Source organism: Arachidicoccus ginsenosidivorans (genome assembly GCF_007971385.1).
Classification (GTDB): domain Bacteria; phylum Bacteroidota; class Bacteroidia; order Chitinophagales; family Chitinophagaceae; genus Arachidicoccus; species Arachidicoccus ginsenosidivorans.
Genome location: NZ_CP042434.1, coordinates 4,854,127 through 4,876,764, shown reverse-complemented (window position 1 = coordinate 4,876,764; position 22,638 = coordinate 4,854,127). Strand labels below are relative to the sequence as shown.

Here is a 22,638-nt window from a genome sequence, read left to right as displayed (position 1 = left end):
TTTATAATATATATATCATGAAAAAGAATTGCAATTTACGTCCACTGCTTTTGCTGCTGCTGCCGCTTATGCTATTATCCTGTCACCGGGAAATGGTGGTCAACCCTATTGAGTCGACCAAATTACTGAACGGCACCTGGAAGATTACCAAGGCCTTGCGTAATGGAACGGATCTGACGAATAGATTTGACTTTTCAGGATTTAAGATTGCCTTTCAGGACAGTACATATACCCTGGACAGCCTGGTGCCATTCCCGGTATCAGAGAACGGCGCTTTTCATCTGGACGATCCAAAATACCCTTTTAAACTGTTTTTAAAAGCAGGCACCAGTGAGTATAAAGAGCTGAATATGGAGTACCCAATTAGTGGTGGTGTCAGAAACATCATCATTAGTTTTTCACCGGGTTGCTCGTCCAATACCTATCAGTATACCCTTCAAAAAGTTAATTAGAAATTATGCATATGCTTTCCAAATTAATGCAGAAAATCAAAGGAGCCCGCCTGTGGCAGGCTGCAGGGCTACTACTGCTCACCACTGTGGTGGTTATCAGCTGTAGTATTACCATTGACAGTATCGATCAGGCCGATAGCGTGCAGGGAGGAGATACGCTGTCTTCCACACTGCATGTGACCATTAATACCAATGACACCAGAAACAACGCTAAGTTCATGGTGGCGCTTTTGGTGCCTAAAGTCTGGAACGCTTCCAGCAACACCAAAATCACCTTTACCAGCAGTATTACAACAGGCACCCAGACAATGAGCGCTATCCCGGCTGGCACAGCAGCTCCGCAGGCCGGCGGCAAGGATTGGCCGACGCTGATAGCAGACAATATTGGCAATGGGGGAAATTTGTTGCCCGGTTGGCAGTGGGTGGCTTTTTATTCTGACAAAGCCTATAGTGTTGTAGCCAATGATGCGATTACCGTAACTATAAGTATTAAGACAAAAGTAAGCAATGACAACCTCTCTTTTAAACTAGGATATGTGGTGGCCAATAGCTCAGACGGCCTCTCAGACGCCCAGTACTACGCCTCTGCCTTTCCTGGATGTTTTCGGGTATTTGGTCAAGGGGATTTAATGGATTATTGTAATCCGCAACTATCCTCCATTGACCCGCTGAGCGCCGAGGATAATGATATCATCACCTTAAATTTTGACGCAGGGGTCATTGACAGCGAATTAAAAGATGCAGATGATCTATATATCTGTCTAAAAGGTGTTACGACCCAGGGGGATACACTGGACGCCTGTGCCCAGAATGAAAAAACCAGGCTTAATAGCTATGCCCTGAAAAAATGGCGTATTGATATCTGGCCCAGACAATTTTTTAATCTGAGTAAATCTGAGCAGCTGGAGAGCCTGGTCTATTATTTTACCGACAAAACCGGGCAGATCAGCGTAGGCAAAGACGGCACAGGCAAGACCCCCTTTACCTACACCTTTAAGTGCCAATAAATATTATAAGCAAGAAAAAAATCGAAATAAAATTCAGGTTTTTTAGATAATCTTTTTACTATGCATAAACCATATTTAATCAACCGCTTTTGCCTTTGTTTCACGGCAGTTGCAGCCACTTTGTTCTATCTGTGCTGTTGCGGGCAATTGTCTGCACAGCCGACAGCAAGGCCAGCCAATCAGCCAACAAGTGCAGCAATGGCCGCAACCTCAACTGAACTGCAGTTAAGTATCAGCGGTACCGTAGTAGATGCGTATAGCAAACCACTCAGCAACGTTAAATTATTTGATAAGCGTGGAAAACTATTGACTAAAACCAATATTGAAGGGGCCTTTGCCTTGGACGCCACCCTTGGTGAAAATATCTACTTTCGTCTTTTGGGTTATAATCAGTACAAACTAAAAGTCACCAAAGCATTTACCGGTACCATTCGCCTGCAGCAAAGCTTTCTGCCACCCGCCAAATTAGCTTTGGCAGCAAATGACACAAACGCCACCCATAATATGGTGCAGGTTACACCTGAGGACACCTCCAGCCTGGTTGTATTACAAGAAGCGGTAACAGATGCAACTATTCAAGCTAAAGAGCAAGCGGAGGCTGAAACTGGTATACAAGGCCTCTATGGCATTATTCCCGCATACCGGTTTTTAGGGTCTGTCGCCACGACTACGCAAAATGAATTAAGTTATACCCCTGCACCGCAATTTACCTATGCATTGCCTGGCAGGCTGGCAGGACTGAATGTCAACCAGACGGAAGGCTTCTATATGCCTTCCTTAACCCAACCGACCAGTGTTGACTTTTTTGTCGGCAATATACCCACCAATGAAAGCGGTGCCGGTCCCTCAGACAACAACCAGTTTGATATAGCGCTCAGAGGTCATAATTCTAGTCTGGGCCAGTCTCCGGTTGTGATTATTGACGGCATACAACGGGAAATATATTCCCTGGATCCCAGTGAGATCGCCTCTGTCACCGTTTTAAAAGATGCCCTTTCAACCATACTACTTGGTCAGAATAGCTCCCGGGGGGCTTTAATTGTGCAGACCCTCGCACCTAAAAGTGGGCCGCCCCGCCTTAGCTTTACTGCCCAGACCGGTTGGCAACAGTCTTTGAAAATGCCAAAGCCGCTTTCTGCAGCCACCTATGCTTACCTGCTCAATGAAGCGCTTTTAAACGACGGTAAAAATCCGGCATACACCGAGGCCGACTTTACGGCTTTCAAAGATGGATCTGATCCATACGGGCATCCCGATGTAAACTGGTATGACGCTATATTGAAGGATAATCCCATGATCACGCGCTACAACCTAAACGTTACCGGTGGTGGCAAAAAAGCCAGTTATCTGGTCGATCTGGGTTATCTAAACCAGGACGGCATGTTTAAGGGCTCTGATGCACATACTTATAGTACCGCATTAATTCAAAAAAGATATACCATTAACTCAAAAATCCATTTTGCGGTCAACAAAGATTTTGATCTCGGCCTTAATCTGATTGGCCGGATTATGGATAATAACCAACCTGGCATTGGCACCCTTACTGTTTTGAACAACCTGCTCAGCACGCCCAACAATGCCTATCCGATCTACAACCCGGATGGTTCTTTTGGGGGCACAACCAATTATAGCAATAATCTGATGGCGCAGGTAATGGAGTCGGGTTATCTGGCCCAGCAAGAGCGAGACATCCTGGTCAATCTGGATATGCGCTATAAACTGGATAGGTGGCTGCCGGGTTGGTGGGTCCGGCTCAATGGCAATGTTTCTGTGCAGTCAGCCAGCTTTACCGACCGCAGTAAGCAGGATCCGGTTTTTCAGCTGATAGTGGACGCAAAAGGGGACACGACCTATAACCGCTTTGGCAGCACCGTCAATCAGCACAACGATTTTTATACCACCTCCTGGGCCCGCTATTGGTATGCGAGCGCCTCCACAGGCCTGGATACAACATTTGGCCAAAATCAAGTAGGGCTAAAACTTTTCTACGACCAAAAGCAGACTTTGTTTAATTATGACCTGCCGACAGTACTCACCAATTATGCCTTTCAGGGAAATTATAACTATGCAAAAAAGTATTTTGTAGAAGGCGCCCTTAATTACAGCGGTTATAACCGTTACCAAAAAGGACATAGGTACGGCCTGTTTTACGCAGGCGGGCTGGGTTGGGACATAGCCCAGGAGCATTTTATCAAAGAAAATGCGGGTTGGATCAATCAGTTAAAACTCAGAGGCACCTACGGCAAAACAGGTAATGCCAATGTTGATCAGTACGGTTATTATATCTGGAATCAACACTTTGAAAATGTAAATCTGACTTATCCAATCGGCAGTCAATATCCAGGACCTCAAGGGGTAGAACAAGGCAGTACACTAGCCAATGTAAACGCCACCTGGGAAAAAGCCTACAAACTGGATTTAGGGCTTGATATTGACTTATTTAATCATCACCTGCAAGGCAGCTTTGACTATTATCATGAGAAGTATACGGATATCATGCAGCTGCGCGGTAAAAGCATTGCCCTTATCGGACTGGATTATCCAGCGGAAAATATTGGCCAGGCACTGTACAAAGGATGGGAGGGAACATTAACTTATCAAAACAGTGCAGGCAATTTTAGCTACTACCTAAGCGGCAACGTTGCACTCCAATATACAAAAGTGTTATTTATGGATGAACAGCAACAAGCCTTTAGCTGGAATCGTCATACAGGCCTCCCGGTAGGTCAGCGCTTTGGGCTGATCGCTGATGGCTTTATACAAACAGAGCAGCAGGCGGCAACCTATCCCACCATCACAGGTTATACGCTCAGAGTAGGGGATGTAAAATATAAGGACTTGAACAGTGACGGCGTCATTGACCAGTTCGATGCCACTGCACTGGGCAAAACCGGGCCAATGTTTTACTACGGCCTAAGTGGCGGTTTTTCCATTAAAGGTTTAGAACTGAATTTTCTTATCCAGGGCGTCCAAAACAGAGATATCTATGTCGACAACCTGATTATGGACGCAGGATTTCAGGGACAAAACGGAGGTTATGGACAGGCTTATCAAAGGATTCAAAACAGATGGACGCCTGAAACAGCACAAAGTGCTATATACCCCGCTTTGAACGCCGGTGGCAACGGGTATAACTATAACCCTTTGTTTCTTTCCAGTTCTTTGTTTTTGCATAACGGAGATTATCTAAGACTCAAAAATATCGGCCTGGCTTATACCTTACCCGCCCAGTGGACCCACCGTTTAAAAGTGGGCAGCGTCAAAGTATTTGTCAATGCCCTGAATTTATGGACCTGGGCTGCGTATGATCAGGTAGATCCGGAAATCTCCCTGCCAGCCTATCCAATACAAAAAGTGATCAATACAGGAATCAATATAAAACTTTAGAAAATGCAGCACTATCAACCTATTCAATATCAAAACAGCTACCCAAGGATGTTCAGGATGTTTAAGATGTTCGCCATTGTTGGCTGTGCACTAGTGACGGTTATTTTCTACGGCTCCTGTGCCAAAGATTATGAAAATATTCCCCTCGGTCAGCAGCAAACCCTTGAATTAACCTTTGACAGTCATGATTCAGCCGGAACCTATGCCCTGCGTTATTTGAGTGAAGTCTATAATGATGCCCTGATCAACGGCCATAACCGGGTGAGTAAAGATTATTTGGACGCGGCTACAGACGACGCATTGTCTTCCTCAACCAGTCTGAGCGCTGTCGAAAAACTCGCCAGTGGCGCCTATACCTCCACAGATTTAAATGCAGATGATAACTGGGTTTCCAGCTACAAAACCATCCGTGCGGCCACCGTTTTTATTGTCAATATCGACCGCGTTCCACTCATTGAAAAACTGCCTGATGGCAGGGCCGCACGTCCCGCTTATAAAGCCGAGGCCAGGTTTTTAAGGGCCTTCACTTATTTTGGGTTGATTAAACGATATGGCGGTGTACCGCTTATGGGTGATAAAATCTATGAGCTGACAGATGATTTGCAGCTGCCTAGAAACAGTTTTAAAGAGTGTGTGGATTATATTGTCAGCGAGTTAGATCTGGCGGCTGATTCCTTGCGCTCTCAAAAAGAGATCAATAGTGGTAGCTACGGCCGGATTACCAAAGAGGCAGCCATGGCACTCAAAGCCAAAGTCCTGCTCTATAGTGCAAGTCCGCTGTTTAATGGAGGCAATATCGATCCGTCCAATCCACTCACTGGCTATACCAGTTATGATAAACAAAGATGGCAATTGGCTGCCGACGCTGCCAAAGCTGTTATCGATCTTCATTACTATTCCCTGATGCCAGATTTTACTTCTGTTTTTACGACACAAAACCAACCCATCGCTGCAGGGACAGAAAATATATTCTGGCGCCAAGTCGGCAATAACCAGGACGTAGAAAAAAATAACGGTCCCATTGGTTATACCTCCGCCGGTGGCAATGGCAGAACCAGTCCTTCGCAAAACCTGGTAGATGCCTTTCCGATGCAAAATGGACTGGCAATCACAGCTGACGGCAGTAATTATAATGCAAACGATCCATATAAAGACCGGGATCCAAGGTTAAAAGCAACTGTTTTTATAATGACCAGCCCTGGCTGAATCGCCATATCGAGTTATTCGATGGGGGAACTGACAGACCAGGCGGCACCGTGCAACAAACAAAAACAGGTTATTATATGCGCAAATTCATGGGCGATTTTTCCACCTCTAATAGCACAGTTTATAGCAATACCCTGCATGATTGGGTGTATATCCGGTACGCAGGTATTTTGCTGGATTATGCAGAGGCTGAAAACGAAGTTCAAGGGCCGTTGGCACAGGTCTATCAAGTGCTCTATGACCTACGGCAACGGGCCGGCATCGATCCGGGAGATAATGGCAATTACGGCCTGAATCCAGCCATGAACCAAGAGCAGATGCGAGCGGCTATCCATCAGGAAAGAAGAATTGAAATGGCCTTTGAACAAGAGCGCTACTGGGATATCCGGCGGTGGAAAACTGCAGATTCGGTTTACGGCCAGCCTGTCCAGGGCATGGATATCCAGCGCACGGGCAACGGAGAACTCTATTACAATGTACAAAATGTATTTACGCCGCATTTTGTAGCGCCGCAGATGTATTTGTATCCATTACCTTATAACGAGGTGGTAAAAAATCCCGCCATGAAGCAAAATCCAGGCTGGAAATAATAATAAACCATTAAGATTAATCAAGATATGTTAAGCTACGTAAAGTTAATTTAAAATGATTCAACAAACATCAAACAGGTGTGCTGAAGTAGTCAGAAGCTTTACCCTAGTGGAAGCTGTCCATTCAATCCTTTAAAACCGCATTCATAAATACAGTAGATTCATGAAGAAAATAATATTTATCCTTTTACTGCTGACCTTTCAGACGGCGCTGTCCTACGGGCAGCAGGCCGTGGTAAAAGGTGTCGTCCGGGACTCGCTGGGTCCTATAGCAGGAGTTACCATAAATGAAATCCTGCATCCCACCAATATGACGATCACAGATTCCACAGGTCATTTCTCTTTATCATTAAAAGAAAACGGCGATTCCATATTAGTATCCCTGGTCGGTTATGAGTCCAAACGGATAAAAGCTTCCCCAAACAACGTTTTGGACATCACCCTGCACCAGATCCAAACCAGCCTAAATCAGGTTATCGTCATCGGCTTTGGCAAAACCAACCGTATAACCAATACCGGTTCCGTAGCCACCATTAAAGGCGAAGAGATCCGTCGAATTCCTACTTCCAGTGTACAAAATGCCCTGGCAGGACGAATGCCCGGTTTTTTCACCCAGCAACGCTCCGGGCAACCAGGTAAAGACGCCTCTGATTATTTTATAAGAGGTGTCAGCTCTCTGAACTCAGAGGGTAATAAGCCACTGATTATTGTAGATGACATTGAATATACCTATGAACAGCTCGCACAGATCAATGCCAATGAAATTGAGAGTATCTCCATTTTAAAAGACGCTTCCACAACGGCTATCTACGGTATCAAAGGCGCCAATGGGGTGCTGATCGTTACCACCAGAAGAGGGACATTAGGACGGCCACAGTTTAATTTTCGGGTAGAAACAGGTCTGCAGACCCCTGTTAGAAGACCTAAGTTTCTAAATGCCTACCAAACGGCCCTGCTTGTAAATGAAGCCCACGCAAATGACGGCCTGTCACCTGTATTTACTGAGGGCGACCTGGATGCCTTTAAAAGTGGCAATGATCCATATGGCCATCCCGATGTCAACTGGTATAATGAAATCATCCGACCCTATTCCTTACAACACAATGCCAATCTGGATGTATCGGGTGGTTCTAAATCGGTCAAGTATTTTGTTTCCGGTGGCCTCTACAGTCAAGATGGTAATACCAAGGATTTTTCCACGGGTGAGGACGGCGTTAACACCAATTATTTTTACAGAAGATATGATTTGCGTTCTAACCTGGATATCCAGGCCACTCAAAATTTCAGTTTAAGACTCGATGTAACGGCTAGAATAGGCGACATCAACTCTCCTTATAATCAAAACGTCACAGGCAATTTATATAACTTTTCTAAGTACCATCCCTATTCAGCGCCTTTTCTTAATCCAAACGGAAGTTATGCCTATGCTTACGACACCGAGGATCAGCTGCCTACATTAAATGCCATGCTGGCAACCGGTGGTTATAGCCGTCAGCGAAGAACAGACTATAATGCTTTATTGGGCTTTAAAGAAAAGATGGATTTTATTACCAAAGGCTTATCGCTCACCGGTAGAGTTGCCTATGCAGGCATCGAAGCCAATTCGCTGAACCTGGCCCGGCCCTATGCATTTCCACCTTCTTATCATTATGACCCGGCAACCGACTCCTATACCCTGAATACAGGTACCAGTACCGGCGGCTATACCCTGACCGAATACCGTACCATTGGCAATACAGATGCAAAGGACCAGCGGGTCAATATGCAACTTTATCTGAACTATGACCGTAGCTTTGGTCGCCATCATTTTAATTCCCTTTTACTATGGAACCAGGAGAATTACACCAATTATAAGGCTGCCGCCGCTCCGCAGAAATTCAGGGGCTTCTCCTATAAGATCGGTTATGATTTTGACCAGAAATATATGCTGGACTTTAATGTGGGCTACAACGGATCCGACAGGTTTGATTCCGATAAACGCTACGGGCTGTTCCCAGCCATTGGTGTTGGCTGGAACCTTAAAAAAGAGGCCATTTTTGAACATATCCTGAAAGGATTTAGTTTATTTAAACTGCGCGCCTCCTATGGTGTGGTCGGTTCGGATGTGGCACCCGGCGACCAGTATCTGTACCAACAGGTCTATAATCAAGGCGGAGGATACAGTTTTGGGCAGACATCCCAAGTACAGGGCACTATTTATGAAGGCTCCCTGGGTAATCCTAACGTAACCTGGGAAAAGAAAAGAAGCCTTGACATTGGCGTGGACATCAATGCCCTGAATAACAAGCTTTCCATTACTGCCGATTATTTTAGGGACTATCGTTTTGATCAGCTGGTTACCAGAAATGATATTCCACTAATTCTGGGTATAGGCGTGTCACCGACCAATGTGGCCAGAACAGTTAACCGTGGCTTTGACGGCCAGGCTACTTTTAGCGACAAAATTGGCCAGCTGCATTATAGTGTCGGTCTGGTATGGTCTTATGCCAAAAACAAGATTTTATATGAAGCGGAAGCCTCGCCTACCTATCCATGGCTGGCCAAAACAGGACATTCCATCGATCAGCCCTTTGGCTACAAGACACTGGGTTTTTATACAGAAGATCAAATCAATGATCCCAGCGTTGCCAAACCAACAACAGCCATACCTGCCCAGGCAGGTGATCTGCGGTACGCAGATCTTAACGGCGATGGTGTCATTGATGAAAATGACCGGACTGCCATTGGCATGCCTAATTTACCCAATACGACGTTTGGACTGCCGATTAAATTCAGCTACAAAGGTCTGGACATCAGTGTGCTTTTTCAAGGGGCATTTAATTATAGCCTATATCTGACGGGAACTGCCATTGAACCTTTTCAGAGCCAGTTCCAGCCCATCCATGAAAAAAGATGGACACCCCAGAGCGCAGCAACAGCGCAGTTCCCAAGGCTCACTACCAATCCGACTTCCGTCAACAGTCCGGCAGTTTACGAATCTGATTTTTGGCTGATCAACGCCTATTATGTAAGGTTAAAAACAGTGGAATTAGGCTATCAACTACCCAAAAAATTATTACCTTTCAAAATTAATAATGCCCGGTTTTATCTGAGTGCCTATAACCTGGCTACAAGCAGTAATATCAGCAAAAAGTATCAACAGGATCCTGAAGTTCAGTCCAACAGTGCGGGAGATGCCTATCAAAACCAAAGAGTGATCAATCTTGGGTTGCAAGTTGGGTTTTAACCAGTATGGAGGATAACCTTGGACCAGAAGGCCGAACAATGAGCATCCTTTGGGCGTGATTAATTCTAGAATAAATATTAATAGAGCGCAGCCAGCAACGTGGGTTGTTGGCTGCAAAGTAAAAAAATGACCAGCACCGCAAATAGTTATATAAAAAATAAAAAAGCAGATATCTTACGGTTAATCATCGTGGTTTCAACGGTGTTTACTGTCACCAGTTTTTCTGCAGGGGCAACCGCTTTATTTACTTTGCCTCCTGATCAGAAAGCGCATCGCCATGCAGATACATTTTCCATGGGTTTTCCCACCTTAAAGCCCGATGCAGTTTATACATTTACTGCCATTAAAGCAGCAGGCTTGCTGGGCGTGTCTGGCGATATAAAATACAATGAAAAATATAAAGCAGGGCAGCTGATGGAATTAACTCCAGGCGGACCGCCAGGTTCCAAGCAAATTGCTGCACCCTGGCAAAAATGGTATGTGCGTTTTATGAAACAGTAGACCAAAAAAAATACTACACAATCTTAAATGTATTTAGCGGCCAGTTACTTAGTTGCGACACGGCAAATAACGCTTCAGCCCCTAGCGGCAAAGAAGGTATTCGCCCGGTGCAAACCAGGGTAAGCAGCAAACCTTATGACGCACAGCTTTGGCGTTTTGTCTTTGACCCCGGGTCAAAGACTTTTGTTATTTATAATAAAAAGAGCGGGGAGATGCTTGCAGCGAAAAACAAGACCGTGCAAAGTAAAGCGATCGTAACACTCATAGGTAATGGTGAAAATAAAAAAACGGCTTGCGCAGCCTGGACACTACAGGAACTTCCGGCTGTCCCTTACCGCGATGACGCTGTCGTTGGCTTTTTTGAACGCAGTAAACCCTTTTGGGTTCCGTGGCTTTTGATCAAGGCAATTCCATACCACTGAGCTGGGGGCCGAATAAGGGCAAAGTTTTATGGGTCACCCAGGACGCCTGGGATGGACAGCAATTAAAAACCAACGGCATGTTTGATTGCAAGGACTTTTTTCGTTACCGCAATTCTATGATCCTGCAGCCTTCCATAAGAGACTGGGTTCCGACTCATACATTTAATATTGAAAAAGTAGATAGCAGGCAACATAAGCCCAAACAGATCTGTGATGTACTTCCCACGGCTGAATACAGCTGGCCAGCGGCCGGTATAGAAATCGGACGTTATGTTTATGTGCAGTGTAGTGAGGGCGATGGTTTAGGTCCACCTAAAAGTCAGTCACTCTATCAGCTCACCGAAAATGACGGCCTGAATTGGCAGGTAAAAAGGCTGACACCAAAAGGGATGACCACTGAACACAAGATCAATTATTCTGCCGGCATGGTTAAATCCCCTGACGGTTTTGTTTATGTATTTGGTTTTAAGGGTACGGGATATGGCTATTCTCTGGATCTTCATGTAGCCAGGTTTAAGCCGTCGCTTCCCATGCAGTGGACCTTTTGGAACAAAAGCAACTGGCAAGTGACACCTGAAGCTGACAGTAAGGCAAGGATTGCCAGTGGTAAGGCGACCGTATCCGTCGCCTATCTGAATGGCAAGTATATACTAATGACCATGGATCAGGGATTTGTCTGTGACAGCGCCCGCAGTATTTATCTGGCAACCTCAAGCAGCCCTACCGGGCCATTTACGCCTTTAAAAAAAGTGTACACAATTAATGAATATCTATATGGTAAATATGCCCGGTATTATACACCCGTAATCCATCCTGAATTTAATAATGGACACCGGGAATTGCTGTTAACCTATTGTCTGAACTTCTCGGGCTGCGGCGTACCAGATTGCAAGGACGGCTATCTGGATCCATATTTTTATCGTATTAAGGGTATACGTATACCTTATGATATGATCGGACTTTAAATTCAAATTACATTTTCTTAAAATAAAGCGTTCCGGATCAGTAAAAGACAAGCAAAAAAGATTCGTCACCGGTTACCAGGTGCCGGACAAGCTACTGACCAGATAAGCAAATTAACCGGACTTATTTAATATGAAACATCTAAGCATTCTTTGTACCCTCACCTTATGGCTGGCCGGTCTGGGCCTACACTTGGCCTTTGCTCAATCAGGCGACCATTTTTACAAAAACGATACCTGGCAAGCTTCATGGATCGCACCACCCGGCACGTCTGCAGACGGCTATGGTGTGTATCATTATCGCAAAGTCATCGACCTTAAGCAAAAGCCTGATTCGTTTTCCGTAAAAGTGTCTGGGGATAATCGTTTTAAACTTTTTGTCAATGGCCGGTTGGTCGCGCTCGGGCCTGCCAGTGGTGATTTGTATCACTGGAATTACGAAACGGTGAATATTGCGCCCTATTTAAGGAGCGGCAAGAATATATTGGCGGCGACCGTGTATAATGAAGGGGCGAACCGTCCTGAGGCTGAGATTTCCAACCGGACAGGCTTTATCCTACAGGGAGTAAGCAAAAATGAAGCAGAAAACGAAGTAGAAAGTAACAGTAATGTAAAAAGCAATCTGGCGCATTTGGCGGCTGCGGTCAACACCAATGACAGTTGGAAATCCATCAAAGATGAAGGCTATCAAGTCTTGCCTTATTATTTTGTGGCGATCTCAGGCCAATTGGTGGATATGGCAAAAGTGATCAAAGGCTGGAAATCTCTTGATTTTGATGACAGTAAATGGCCCAAAGCCGAAAGCGTAGCTCAAGGCAGACCCAAGGGCGCTTCAGATGGTAACGGCTGGATGCTGGTGCCTTCGCAAATCCCCCAGATGGAAAGAACCTATCAGCGCATAGAAGTATTACGCAAAACAACGGGCATGCCTGCTCCAGCTGGTTTTCCTGTTGAGAAAAAAGCCATTACCATACCAGCCAACAGTCAGGTAACCATGCTATTAGACCAAACCTATCTCACCAATGCCTATTTTACCCTGAAACTAAGCAAGGGTAAGGGAGCCCGCGTGGCAATCGGCTACGCCGAGACCCTATATGAAATCCCAACGGATCCAGGGCAAAAAGATCACCCAAAAAAAGGCAACCGTAACGACATCGAGGGTAAATTTTTTAAAGGCGTTACAGACAGTATTTTACCTGACGGTTCACTCCACCAGGATTTTACGACCCTTAACTACCGGACCTACCGGTATGTACAGCTGCGTATTTACACCGGAGATCAACCGCTTATTATCCAGGATATTTATGGAACTTTTACTGGTTATCCTTTTAAATGGAATGCCCGATTTAAAACAAGTGATGCTAAAGGACAGCTAATCCAAAAATTCTAAAAACAGGCTGGCGGACAGCCAGACTGGATGCTATGGAGACTTATATGGACTGTCCTTACTATGAAAGGTTGCAATATATCGGAGATACCCGTATTCAGGCAGAAATCTCTTACTTTAATAGTGGAGATGACCGGCTGGCACGTAACGCATTAAACCTGATGGATCATTCAAGGCTTCCAGAAGGGGTGACCATGAGCCGCTGGCCCACACATACCACGCAGGTGATCTCTACTTTTTCCCTCTGGTATATCGGCATGTTGCATGATTACTGGATGTACCGACCTGACAGTGCTTTTGTAGCGGGAAAACTGATGGGCGTCCGAAATATTCTACAGTTTTTTGCCTCTTTTCAAGGTCAGGACGGATCTTTGCATAAAGTTCCCTACTGGAAATTTGTGGATTGGGTCGGCGGTCCTGGCTGGATGATGGGAGAGGCCCCCAAAGGAAAAGACGGCAGTTCTGCTTTGCTGGATCTGCAGCTATTACTGGCCTATCAATGGGCTACCGCCATGGAATCAAAGCTAGGAACGACGGCAAATGCCAAAAACTATCAGCAAAAGGCAATGCAACTTAAAAATACCATACAGACAAAGTACTGGAATGATACTAAAGGGCTTTTTGCAGACACAAAAGAACAAAATAGTTTTTGCCAGCATGTAAATGCGCTGGCCATTTTAGCTGGCATGGTCCCTGATAGGCAACTGAAAACTTTTGGGGAGAAACTACTCCATGACCGATCGCTGGTTCAGTGTACGATTTATTTTAAATACTACCTGAACCAGGCACTGGTTAAAGCTGGCCTTGGCAATGGCTATTTAGACTGGCTGGATATCTGGAAAGAAAATCTGAAAATGGGACTGACGACCTGGGCCGAAGATTCCAATTTAGAGTATGCCCGTTCTGACTGTCACGCCTGGGGTGCCAGCCCAAATATTGAATTTTTCAGAACAGTTTTAGGCATTGACACAGATGCGCCTGGCTTTAGAAAAGTAAAAATTGAGCCGCATCTAGGCACGCTGACAAATGCCAGCGGCGTTATCCCACATCCGGTAGGTGAGATACAAGTATCTTATGTCCTTAGCCAGGGTAAATGGCAGATTGATATTCAGTTGCCGACTAATACGCCGGGACAGCTGATCTGGAAAGGGCAGCATTATAATTTAAAACCAGGTAGTAATCACTTTGCATTATAAGCCGACTAAGTGATGAATGATCTTTTATTATTATTTCTGAATATAATTATAGCATAATACTGTAACGTAATGATTGACATGGTTCAACAAATAATTGTTTTCGACAAAAAAAATAACAAGACAATAGACAAGACAGGGCATAAGCAACGCTTCAAATGCAACTTTCAAAAAATGCGCAGACAACCAAAACAAGGCTGGCAGGAAAAAAAGGCGGTACAACTTGGCTTGTGTATTTTATTGATTGCAGCCGCTTTTTTTCCTGGTGCAACAGTCTTTAGTCAAAATAACCCCATTAATTATGCAAGACTGGTGGATACGCGCATCGGTAATGCTGCTGCCGGTAATACATTTCCCGGAGCAACCTATCCTTTTGGGATGGTACAGTTTACCAGAACCTATTTTTCCAGACAGGAGGGGTTTGTCGTAAACCAACTAAGCGGCGCTGGCTGCGATCATATGGGCAATTTTCCGGTATTGCCATTAAACGGCGGGCTATCTATATCCCCAGATAATATCAAGGAACTCAGAACCGATATCAGCCATGAAAAAGGAACTGCTGGAGATTACCTGGCAACGGTCAACCATACTATCCTGACGGAGTTAACCGTAACGCCCAGGACAGGCATGGCCCGCTTTAGTTTTAATGGGGACAGCACCAAGGCCACGATTATTATTGGTGGAGGCATAGCGTCTACCCCTTTATCCGCCTCTGCGATTGCTATTACAGGTAAAAACAGCCTGGAAGGCTACGCTGAGGGCGGCTCATTTTGCGGTGTGGCAACGGATTATAAAATTTATTTTGCTGCTCAGTTTGAAAATGACGCCACGACTTATGGCACCTGGAAAGGGGAGCAGCTTGCTGTAAATAACAGTTTTGTGGAAGGCCAGAATACGGGCGCCTATTTCACTTTTGACCTGCGCAAATTTCCTAAAAACAAGCGCCAGATCCTGTATAAAATAGCCATTTCCTATGTATCCGTGGCCAATGCGAAAGCCAATCTTTTGGCAGAAAATAAAGGCTGGGATTTTGATCAGGTTAAAACAAACACCGAGAATAAGTGGAATCAGTATCTCTCTAAAATTGAAGTCAGCCAAGACAAAGACGCTGAAGATGATCCTTCCAGACTGTCACAGTTTTACACCCATTTATATCATAGTTATATCCACCCCAATATTTGCTCAGATATAAATGGTGAATACATGGGTGCCGATAATAAGGTACACCAATCCCCGAGGCCTGTCTATACTTCTTTTAGCAACTGGGATACGTACCGCACGCAAATACAACTTCTAAGTATGCTTATGCCCGACAAAGCCTCTGACATGATCGCCTCACTCGGCAATTTTGCCCGGCAGGCAGGCGGAGGTATGCCCCGGTGGGTACTAGCCAATCAGGAAACAGGGATTATGCAGGGAGATCCATCCTCCATATTAGTGGCGAACGGCTACGCCTTTGGTGCCCATAATTTTGATGCCAGAAAACTTTTACAAATTATGGTACACGGCGCCACAGACACTACAGCGAATGCACAAGGGTTTTTAACCAGGCCAGGGCTAAAGCAGTATCTGGAAAAAGGCTACTATGACGCGTCAATTCAACTGGAATACAATAGTGCAGATTTTGCAATTTCCCGTTTTGCGCTTGCTGCCACTGATGACCAGTACCAGAGTGCGGTGTTTCAAGGGCGGGCACAAAGCTGGAAAAACCTGTTTAACCCAGAAACAAATTGGCTCCAATCAAAAAACCCGGATGGCAGCTGGAAACGCTATGATGCGGACTGGCGTGAATCTACCTATAAAAACTATTTCTGGATGGTGCCCTTTAATTTAAAAGCTTTGATAGACAAAATTGGGGGGCAAAAGGCTGCAGAAGCCAGGCTAGACTCTTTATTTGTCAGAATCGATGCGAATTATGGACAGGAGTGGTTTGCCAGCGGCAATGAGCCTAGCTTTGGTATCCCCTGGGTCTACAACTGGGCGGGCGCTCCTTATAAAACGCAGGCAGTCGTCCACCGTATTATAAAACAAGCCTATCACGCAGGTGTGGATGGTCTGCCTGGCAATGACGACCTGGGTGCTATGGGGGCTTATTATGTATTTTGTACCATCGGTCTTTATCCGGAGATTCCAGGGGTAGGTGGGTTTTCCATCAACAGTCCCTTTTTCTCAGAAATTAAAATGCATCTTCCCGGTGGGCAACTAGAAATCAAAGGAGGCCGGCCAAATAAGGCGTATATTCATAACTTAAAATTAAACGGCAAGGCCTATAATAGTACTTGGATACCCTTAAAGAAACTCAAGGGTGGGGCTGTACTGGATTTTGATTTGAGCAGCAAGCCAGATAAAAAATGGGGAACAAATCCAGCCCTGGTACCGCCATCCTTTGATTAAACGAATAAATAAAAGGGGCAACGATAGGTCGGCCTACAAAAACAAGATTTTAATACTTGTTTGTAATGGAGTAATAAACGACCAACTATTATTACTGCTATTACCTTTGCCTCAATACGATAATCACCGTCATAGAGGAATGTTTAGAATTGATGAGTGCCGTCAGACAGATGCATCATCACATTTGGACAAAGAAAAAAAGTAGCCATGAAGCAAAGACTTTACAAGCTGGTGGTAATATTAGCCATTTTTTCAATTTTCAACCTGGGCGCAGTGCGCGCTGAAAACGGATATAATCTATGGTTAAGATACCTGCCAATAGAAAATGTGCAACTCAGACAGGCTTATCAGCGGCAACTATCTAGCATTGCCATTTACAAGCATAGTCCAACTATAGATGCTGCCCTTAAAGAGTTAATAAACGGCATAAATCAAATGATAGGCAAAGTCCCTAACATATCTTCCATACCGGGTGGTGCTGCCATTAATTTCAAGACCAACCGTTTAGTATTAGCCAAACTGGATCAACCAGCAATCGCAGCTCAATTTTCTACCGTTGAACGAAGACAGATCGGGCAGGAAGGCTACCTTATCAAAACCATTAGGCAGAACCGTGTACAGCAAATTCTAATTGCCGCAAATACGGATATTGGGCTACTTTATGGCAGTTTTCACTTGCTAAAGCTGATGCAGACACACCAAAGTTTGCAAGCGCTCAATATACAGCAATGGCCCAGATTAAAACTTCGTATATTAGATCATTGGGATAATCTGAATGGAACTGTTGAAAGAGGTTATGCGGGATATTCTCTCTGGAACTGGCAAACCTTACCTGGAATAATCCAAAAAAGGTATATAGATTATGCCAGGGCCAATGCTTCCATCGGAATCAATGGCGCCGTGCTCAATAACGTCAATGCCAGTGTAAAAAGCTTGACCAGAGAGTATTTGATTAAAACGGCCGCCCTGGCAAAAGCCTTTAAGCCTTATGGCATAAAAGTATATCTGACCGCCAAATTTAGTGCACCCAAAGAACTTGGACACCTTAAAACGGCGGATCCTTTGGATCCAGCCGTCATTAAATGGTGGCAAGACAAGGTCAAGGAGATTTATCATTATATCCCTAATTTCGGCGGTTTTTTGGTAAAAGCCAGTTCAGAAGGACAGCCCGGACCGGGTGATTATGGCAGAACACATGCTGATGGAGCAAATATGATGGCCGCAGCCTTAAAACCATATGGCGGTATCGTTATGTGGCGCACCTTTGTGTACGAAAATAAAAAAGGCGCTGACCGGGCAAAACAAGGTTATGAGGAGTTTAAGCCACTGGATGGTAAATTTGCAGATAATGTATTATTGCAGGCTAAATATGGCCCTATTGATTTTCAACCCAGGGAGGCCTTTAATCCACTGTTTGGCGCCATGCCCCATACCCATATGATGATGGAATTTCAGATTACGCAGGAATATTTTGGTTTTGCCACCCACCTGGTATATTTAGGTAGTCTTTTTCAGGAATACTTAAGAAAAGATACCTATCAAAAGGGGCCAGGTACTACCATTGCGAAGGTGCTGGAAGAGCGCGTTAATCCAGAAACTGCCGACAGTAATAGATTGACAGGCATTGCAGGAGTCGCTAATATAGGAACGGATGTGAATTGGTGTGGTCATCCCTTTGGTCAGGCAAATTGGTATGCATTTGGCAGATTTGCCTGGAATCCTATGTCATCTGCCGACAGTATTGCGGAAGATTGGCTCAAAATGACTTTTACCAATGACCCCGGTTTTGTAAACCCCATAAAAAAACTGATGCTGGGTTCCAGAGAAGTGGCGGTGAATTATATGACACCATTGGGACTGAGTCATATAATGAATTTTGCCACGCATTATGGCCCCGGTCCCTGGTCTAAATTTCCGGGCTGGGATGCCAGGGATTACCATCATGCAGATAGCGTAGGTATAGGTCTAGACCGAACAGCAACAGGTTCAGATGCGGTTAGTCAGTATGCACCCGCATTAGCCGCAAAATACAGTAATCTAAAAACGACGCCACTCAATTTAATCTTGTGGTTTCATCATATCGGTTGGGATCAAAAAATTGCCACTGGCGAGACCATGTGGAATTCCCTGGTACATTACTACTACAAAGGCGTAAAGCAAGTGGCCGCCATGCAGCAAATCTGGCAGTCCATGAAAGGCAAGATTGATGAAGATCGTTTTAATTATGTCACCCAACTATTAAAACAACAACATCTGGAAGCTAAGTGGTGGAGAAATGGTTGTGTGCTCTATTTTCAACAATATTCAAAAAGACCGTTGCCCAAGGATTGCAAAGAACCCGGTAAAGCGTATTGGAATTATCCGACATTCAAACCTGATTTACCCTTTCCCTATCATTTAGACGATCAGTGATTGGATAAATAAAGCATATTTTAGAGCGTATTGCTAAACCTTGCGCAGGGTAATTAAAGAAGCTATTTTGAGGCCTTAACTCGTAATTCGCTAAACAAAATGAGTAGCAGTAAATTTAATTATATAAATAAAATTAGTTTGAAACATTAGATAAATGCATTTGGGGCGCACAACCATCAGGATGAAGGATTAAGCATTCTATTTACATTTTAAGGTAATAACGGTTATTTCAGGCCAAATGCCCACTCGACCTTTTAAGCCCAGAAATCCGAAGCCTCGGTTCACATACAAATATTGGTTATTACGAACATATAGGCCTGCCCACTGTTTATACATATACTTGATAGGACTCCATTTTATTCCGAAGACCTCAAATCCAAATTGCATTCCATGGGTATGACCTGATAGTGTTAAATGAATGGGCTGTGGATGATCCAAAATAATAGCCTCCCAATGGGAGGGATCATGCGACATAAGGATTTTAAATGCATTATTTGGAACACTTGCGATTGCTTTGTCCAGATCACCATATTTATGAAATCCACCCTTGCCCCAGTTCTCCACTCCAATAAGTTCAATGGAATCGCCTTGTTTTGTTATCCTCCTGGATTCATTCAGCAGTAACTGAAATCCTATTTCACAGTGTATTTCTTTTAGCCGGTTTAAATTAGCCAATTTTAGTTCCTCATTCTCCCACCGCATATAATCTCCATAATCATGATTACCTAAAATTGAATATTTGCCATAAGGCGCTTTTAACTGGCTAAATACGGGAATCCAGGGATCCATTTCGGTAGCCTGATTATTCACCAAATCACCGGTAAACAAAATCAAATCACTTTTTTGCGCATTCACCAGATCAATGCCTTTTTGAACGCCTTTTTTGTCAATAAAGCTTCCAGCATGGATATCTGATAATTGTGTAATACGAAAACCATCAAAGGCCTTAGGTAGATCCGAAAAATATAAGATTACCTTGTGCACCTTATAATGATGCCGTCCTCTGGTAATCCCGTAAAGTAAAATCAAAAACAATAAAGCTGATACCAAGACTGCTATTTCACTGACTGCATAACTGCGAACTGGAAATCCCCTGAACAACCTGGTAATATCTTCCAATAATAGAATAATAGACCCAAAGAGTTTAGGTACAAATAATACCAACATGGGCGCCATTAATCTGGATAACAGATTGGTATTACCTTTAGTCACACTATATACCAAAGCGCCCATAACCACAGCTTCAATTAACCAGTAAATTAAATAGATAAGTGGATGCATCGTTAGCCTTAAAACAGCCATAAAAAAATAGATGTCAACTAAAATCCAAAGAGTGATTATTGCAATAAAGCGTTTTTTCATGGGTTGTTGGGGATGATTATAAGTCTAAATAAAGCAAGTATTAATTGAAAGAATTTCTAAATTCATGGGGTGAAAGGTTGGTTTTGGCCTTAAACAGTCTGCTAAAAGACTGTGGATATTCAAACCCCAATTGATAAGCGACCTGCGCAATCGACAATTCAGAAGTGGACAAAATTTCCTTGGCTTTTTCCACTATTTTATGGTGAATTAACTGTTGTGCGTTCTGTCCTGTAACGGAACGTAACATATCACTGAGATAACTAGGTGATACTGCGAGTTGGTTTGCCAGATCCAGCACACTCGGGATGCCATCACTAAGTGGCTTTTCATTATTAAAGTGATCATCCAATAAATCATCCAGGCGTTCCAACAAATTACTATTGATGACCTTTCGAGTTATAAACTGTCGTTTATAAAACCGGTCACTGTAGGTCAATAATAAGGCAATCCGGGCCAAAATCACGCCTTGACTAAAATCATCAATGCGGCTTTGCAATTCCAGTTCAATGCCTTTAAATACAGCAAAAATAGTATCCTTCTCCTGATCAGATAAATACAGCGCCTCATTTGCGCTATAGGAGAAAAAACCATATTGTTTAATTTTTTTAGCTAACGGATCTCCCAACAGAAAATCTGGATGAATCAATAAGGCAAAGCCTTCTTGATCCATTACCTCCTCATGACTACCAATGATCTGTTTTGGTGCAGCAAATAATAAACCACCTTCATTAAAATCATAATATCCCTGACCATATTTTAGTTTACCACTAAGCTTTGTTTTATAAGAAATCTTATAAAAGTTCAAAACATGTGATTTAGGAAATCTATTAAGATCAACAGAGAACTTGGTTGTATCTATTAAACTGATCAAGGGGTGTAAAGGTTTGGGCAACCCTAACAGTTTATGCACATCCGAGATGGAATTTATTTTAACAAAATCACTATTTTCTTTCATTTGTTTTCAATTTTGGACGATTTTTTACCAAGGAATCACACCTGTCTCAGGATTTAGTTCTTCACTAAAATATCCTCCGGTAGGACCGTCTTCTCCGATAATTGCATACTTAACAACTCTCTGGCCTGCTTCCTGTACGGTCCCTGTTCCACGGTGGTTATTAAAATCTGTCTTGGTAAAGCTAGGATCCACAGCATTTACTTTAACATTTGTGTCACGAAGTTCGTATGCCAGACAGATCGTATACATATTCAATGCAGCTTTTGAAGACTGGTATACCACGCCCTTGTATTGATAATATATATTGGTAGGGTCACTTGCCAAGGTCAATGATCCCTGGCTGGAGCTGACATTCACAATACGTGGTTCAGGCGCTTTTTTGAGCATTTCAATTAATGCTTGCGTAACCCTGGCTACGCCCAATACATTGGTTTGATAAACCTTCAAAAACTGCTCAGCACCTGACCGCAGTGCCGATTGGGGCATACCTCCGCTTATCCCTGCATTATTGATGAGCACATCCAAAACTTCCGTTTTGGAGGCAATTGTAGCTTGCGCTGCCTGTACAGACACTTCATCCGTTACATCAATCTGAATCGCTTCAGCATTTTCCAATCCTTCAGCCTTCAAATCATTAACGCTTTGCTGTCCAGCTTCCAGATTTCTGCTTCCCAAATATACGTAATATCCCTTTTGCAAAAGTTGTCTTGCAGTTTCCAGGCCTATGCTTTTATTGCCACCTGTAATAAATACCTTTTTCATTAGAACAATTTTAACTTTAGTTTACTTAATTATTTAAATTTCGAATAGATACATCAATAATCCCTAAAATTAGCCGAGCTACCTTTAAGAGATCACTATGTATCTTCATCATTTTTTACAATGTAAAGGTAACTGCGAAAAAATCGCCCAAATAAACCTAAATACGGGATTTTATAACAAAATTGAGGATTGACCTAAATTAACATTGTCCATTGGTAAATTAGGCAAGTATACCATATTGTAATCACCTTTATATAATTAATTTAAACAAACAATAGAATTAAATATTTGTCTCAAAATTTGCTTTCATTTAATATGGAAATATCAGACATTAATTTTACTACCACCTATCCAACAACAATAAGTAACACAAACCCTTATTATACCGCCACCATTATTATGATAAAATTACGCTAGTTA

16 protein-coding genes are annotated in these 22,638 nt (G+C 43.6%); 13 read left to right on the top strand and 3 right to left on the bottom strand.

Annotated features, from left to right (window positions below; translation table 11 throughout):
* The first annotated feature begins 17 nt into the window (after positions 1–17).
* From FSB73_RS19610 to FSB73_RS19560, 13 genes are all read left to right on the top strand, one after another.
* Positions 18–452 carry a DUF5004 domain-containing protein gene (locus FSB73_RS19610; RefSeq protein WP_146786117.1) on the top strand — a complete coding sequence of 145 codons (435 nt, stop codon included), beginning with the start codon at positions 18–20 and terminating at the stop codon, positions 450–452.
* A gap of 11 nt (positions 453–463) precedes the next feature.
* On the top strand, positions 464–1,459 hold the full coding sequence (locus tag FSB73_RS19605; protein WP_158639621.1) for a DUF4961 domain-containing protein: 996 nt from the start codon (positions 464–466) through the stop codon (positions 1,457–1,459).
* A gap of 60 nt (positions 1,460–1,519) precedes the next feature.
* Positions 1,520–4,846: a SusC/RagA family TonB-linked outer membrane protein gene (locus FSB73_RS19600; RefSeq protein WP_146786112.1), complete on the top strand. Its 3,327-nt coding sequence runs from the start codon at positions 1,520–1,522 to the stop codon at positions 4,844–4,846.
* 3 nt (positions 4,847–4,849) lie between these two features.
* Entirely contained in the window at positions 4,850–6,052 is a 1,203-nt protein-coding gene (locus FSB73_RS27025) for a RagB/SusD family nutrient uptake outer membrane protein (RefSeq protein ID WP_262712396.1), read from the top strand.
* A gap of 50 nt (positions 6,053–6,102) precedes the next feature.
* Positions 6,103–6,642 carry a RagB/SusD family nutrient uptake outer membrane protein gene (locus FSB73_RS27020; protein WP_394344809.1) on the top strand — a complete coding sequence of 180 codons (540 nt, stop codon included), beginning with the start codon at positions 6,103–6,105 and terminating at the stop codon, positions 6,640–6,642.
* A gap of 163 nt (positions 6,643–6,805) precedes the next feature.
* Positions 6,806–9,868 (top strand): SusC/RagA family TonB-linked outer membrane protein, encoded by a 3,063-nt coding sequence (locus FSB73_RS19590; RefSeq protein WP_146786109.1) that lies wholly within the window; start codon positions 6,806–6,808, stop codon positions 9,866–9,868.
* Positions 9,869–9,994: 126 nt separating this feature from the next.
* Positions 9,995–10,369, top strand: a complete 375-nt coding sequence (locus tag FSB73_RS19585) for a hypothetical protein (RefSeq protein WP_146786107.1) — start codon at positions 9,995–9,997, stop codon at positions 10,367–10,369.
* Positions 10,342–10,791, top strand: a complete 450-nt coding sequence (locus FSB73_RS19580; protein ID WP_146786104.1) for an RICIN domain-containing protein — start codon at positions 10,342–10,344, stop codon at positions 10,789–10,791. Before FSB73_RS19585 ends, FSB73_RS19580 begins: the two co-directional genes overlap by 28 nt.
* Positions 10,758–11,756 carry a DUF4185 domain-containing protein gene (locus FSB73_RS19575; RefSeq protein WP_158639620.1) on the top strand — a complete coding sequence of 333 codons (999 nt, stop codon included), beginning with the start codon at positions 10,758–10,760 and terminating at the stop codon, positions 11,754–11,756. Before FSB73_RS19580 ends, FSB73_RS19575 begins: the two co-directional genes overlap by 34 nt.
* A 130-nt stretch (positions 11,757–11,886) precedes the next feature.
* The gene (locus FSB73_RS25655; protein ID WP_225974194.1) at positions 11,887–13,143 is read left to right on the top strand and encodes an alpha-L-rhamnosidase N-terminal domain-containing protein; all 1,257 of its coding nucleotides are present in this window, start codon (positions 11,887–11,889) and stop codon (positions 13,141–13,143) included.
* A gap of 32 nt (positions 13,144–13,175) precedes the next feature.
* Positions 13,176–14,336 carry an alpha-L-rhamnosidase-related protein gene (locus tag FSB73_RS25650; protein WP_262712394.1) on the top strand — a complete coding sequence of 387 codons (1,161 nt, stop codon included), beginning with the start codon at positions 13,176–13,178 and terminating at the stop codon, positions 14,334–14,336.
* A gap of 171 nt (positions 14,337–14,507) precedes the next feature.
* Positions 14,508–16,727, top strand: coding sequence for a GH92 family glycosyl hydrolase (locus tag FSB73_RS19565; protein ID WP_146786099.1), 2,220 nt, complete (start codon positions 14,508–14,510; stop codon positions 16,725–16,727).
* A gap of 207 nt (positions 16,728–16,934) precedes the next feature.
* Entirely contained in the window at positions 16,935–19,139 is a 2,205-nt protein-coding gene (locus tag FSB73_RS19560) for an alpha-glucuronidase family glycosyl hydrolase (protein WP_146786096.1), read from the top strand.
* A 198-nt stretch (positions 19,140–19,337) separates the two neighbouring features.
* Here the strand turns inward: FSB73_RS19560 and FSB73_RS19555 are convergent, their stop codons facing one another.
* From FSB73_RS19555 to FSB73_RS19545, 3 genes are all read right to left on the bottom strand, one after another.
* A complete protein-coding gene (locus tag FSB73_RS19555) occupies positions 19,338–20,420 on the bottom strand; it encodes a metallophosphoesterase (protein ID WP_225974193.1) in 1,083 nt (360 codons plus the stop codon).
* Positions 20,421–20,541: 121 nt separating this feature from the next.
* The gene (locus FSB73_RS19550) at positions 20,542–21,456 is read right to left on the bottom strand and encodes a helix-turn-helix domain-containing protein (RefSeq protein ID WP_146786090.1); all 915 of its coding nucleotides are present in this window, start codon (positions 21,454–21,456) and stop codon (positions 20,542–20,544) included.
* Between the two features lie 24 nt (positions 21,457–21,480).
* Complete coding sequence (locus tag FSB73_RS19545; protein ID WP_146786087.1) at positions 21,481–22,218, bottom strand: SDR family oxidoreductase; 738 nt, start codon at positions 22,216–22,218, stop codon at positions 21,481–21,483.
* Positions 22,219–22,638 lie beyond the last annotated feature (420 nt).

Bases quoted from the DNA above. Each gene is read 5' to 3' on its own strand.
- FSB73_RS19605 (WP_158639621.1), top strand. From the start codon at position 464: ATGCTTTCCAAATTAATGCAGAAAATCAAAGGAGCCCGCCTGTGGCAG.
- FSB73_RS25650 (WP_262712394.1), top strand. From the start codon at position 13,176: ATGGAGACTTATATGGACTGTCCTTACTATGAAAGGTTGCAATATATC.
- FSB73_RS19560 (WP_146786096.1), top strand. From the start codon at position 16,935: ATGAAGCAAAGACTTTACAAGCTGGTGGTAATATTAGCCATTTTTTCA.
- FSB73_RS19580 (WP_146786104.1), top strand. From the start codon at position 10,342: ATGGTATGTGCGTTTTATGAAACAGTAGACCAAAAAAAATACTACACA.
- FSB73_RS19590 (WP_146786109.1), top strand. From the start codon at position 6,806: ATGAAGAAAATAATATTTATCCTTTTACTGCTGACCTTTCAGACGGCG.
- FSB73_RS19545 (WP_146786087.1), bottom strand. From the start codon at position 22,218: ATGAAAAAGGTATTTATTACAGGTGGCAATAAAAGCATAGGCCTGGAA.
- FSB73_RS19610 (WP_146786117.1), top strand. From the start codon at position 18: ATGAAAAAGAATTGCAATTTACGTCCACTGCTTTTGCTGCTGCTGCCG.
- FSB73_RS25655 (WP_225974194.1), top strand. From the start codon at position 11,887: ATGAAACATCTAAGCATTCTTTGTACCCTCACCTTATGGCTGGCCGGT.
- FSB73_RS19600 (WP_146786112.1), top strand. From the start codon at position 1,520: ATGCATAAACCATATTTAATCAACCGCTTTTGCCTTTGTTTCACGGCA.
- FSB73_RS19550 (WP_146786090.1), bottom strand. From the start codon at position 21,456: ATGAAAGAAAATAGTGATTTTGTTAAAATAAATTCCATCTCGGATGTG.
- FSB73_RS19555 (WP_225974193.1), bottom strand. From the start codon at position 20,420: ATGCATCCACTTATCTATTTAATTTACTGGTTAATTGAAGCTGTGGTT.
- FSB73_RS19585 (WP_146786107.1), top strand. From the start codon at position 9,995: ATGACCAGCACCGCAAATAGTTATATAAAAAATAAAAAAGCAGATATC.
- FSB73_RS19565 (WP_146786099.1), top strand. From the start codon at position 14,508: ATGCGCAGACAACCAAAACAAGGCTGGCAGGAAAAAAAGGCGGTACAA.
- FSB73_RS27025 (WP_262712396.1), top strand. From the start codon at position 4,850: ATGCAGCACTATCAACCTATTCAATATCAAAACAGCTACCCAAGGATG.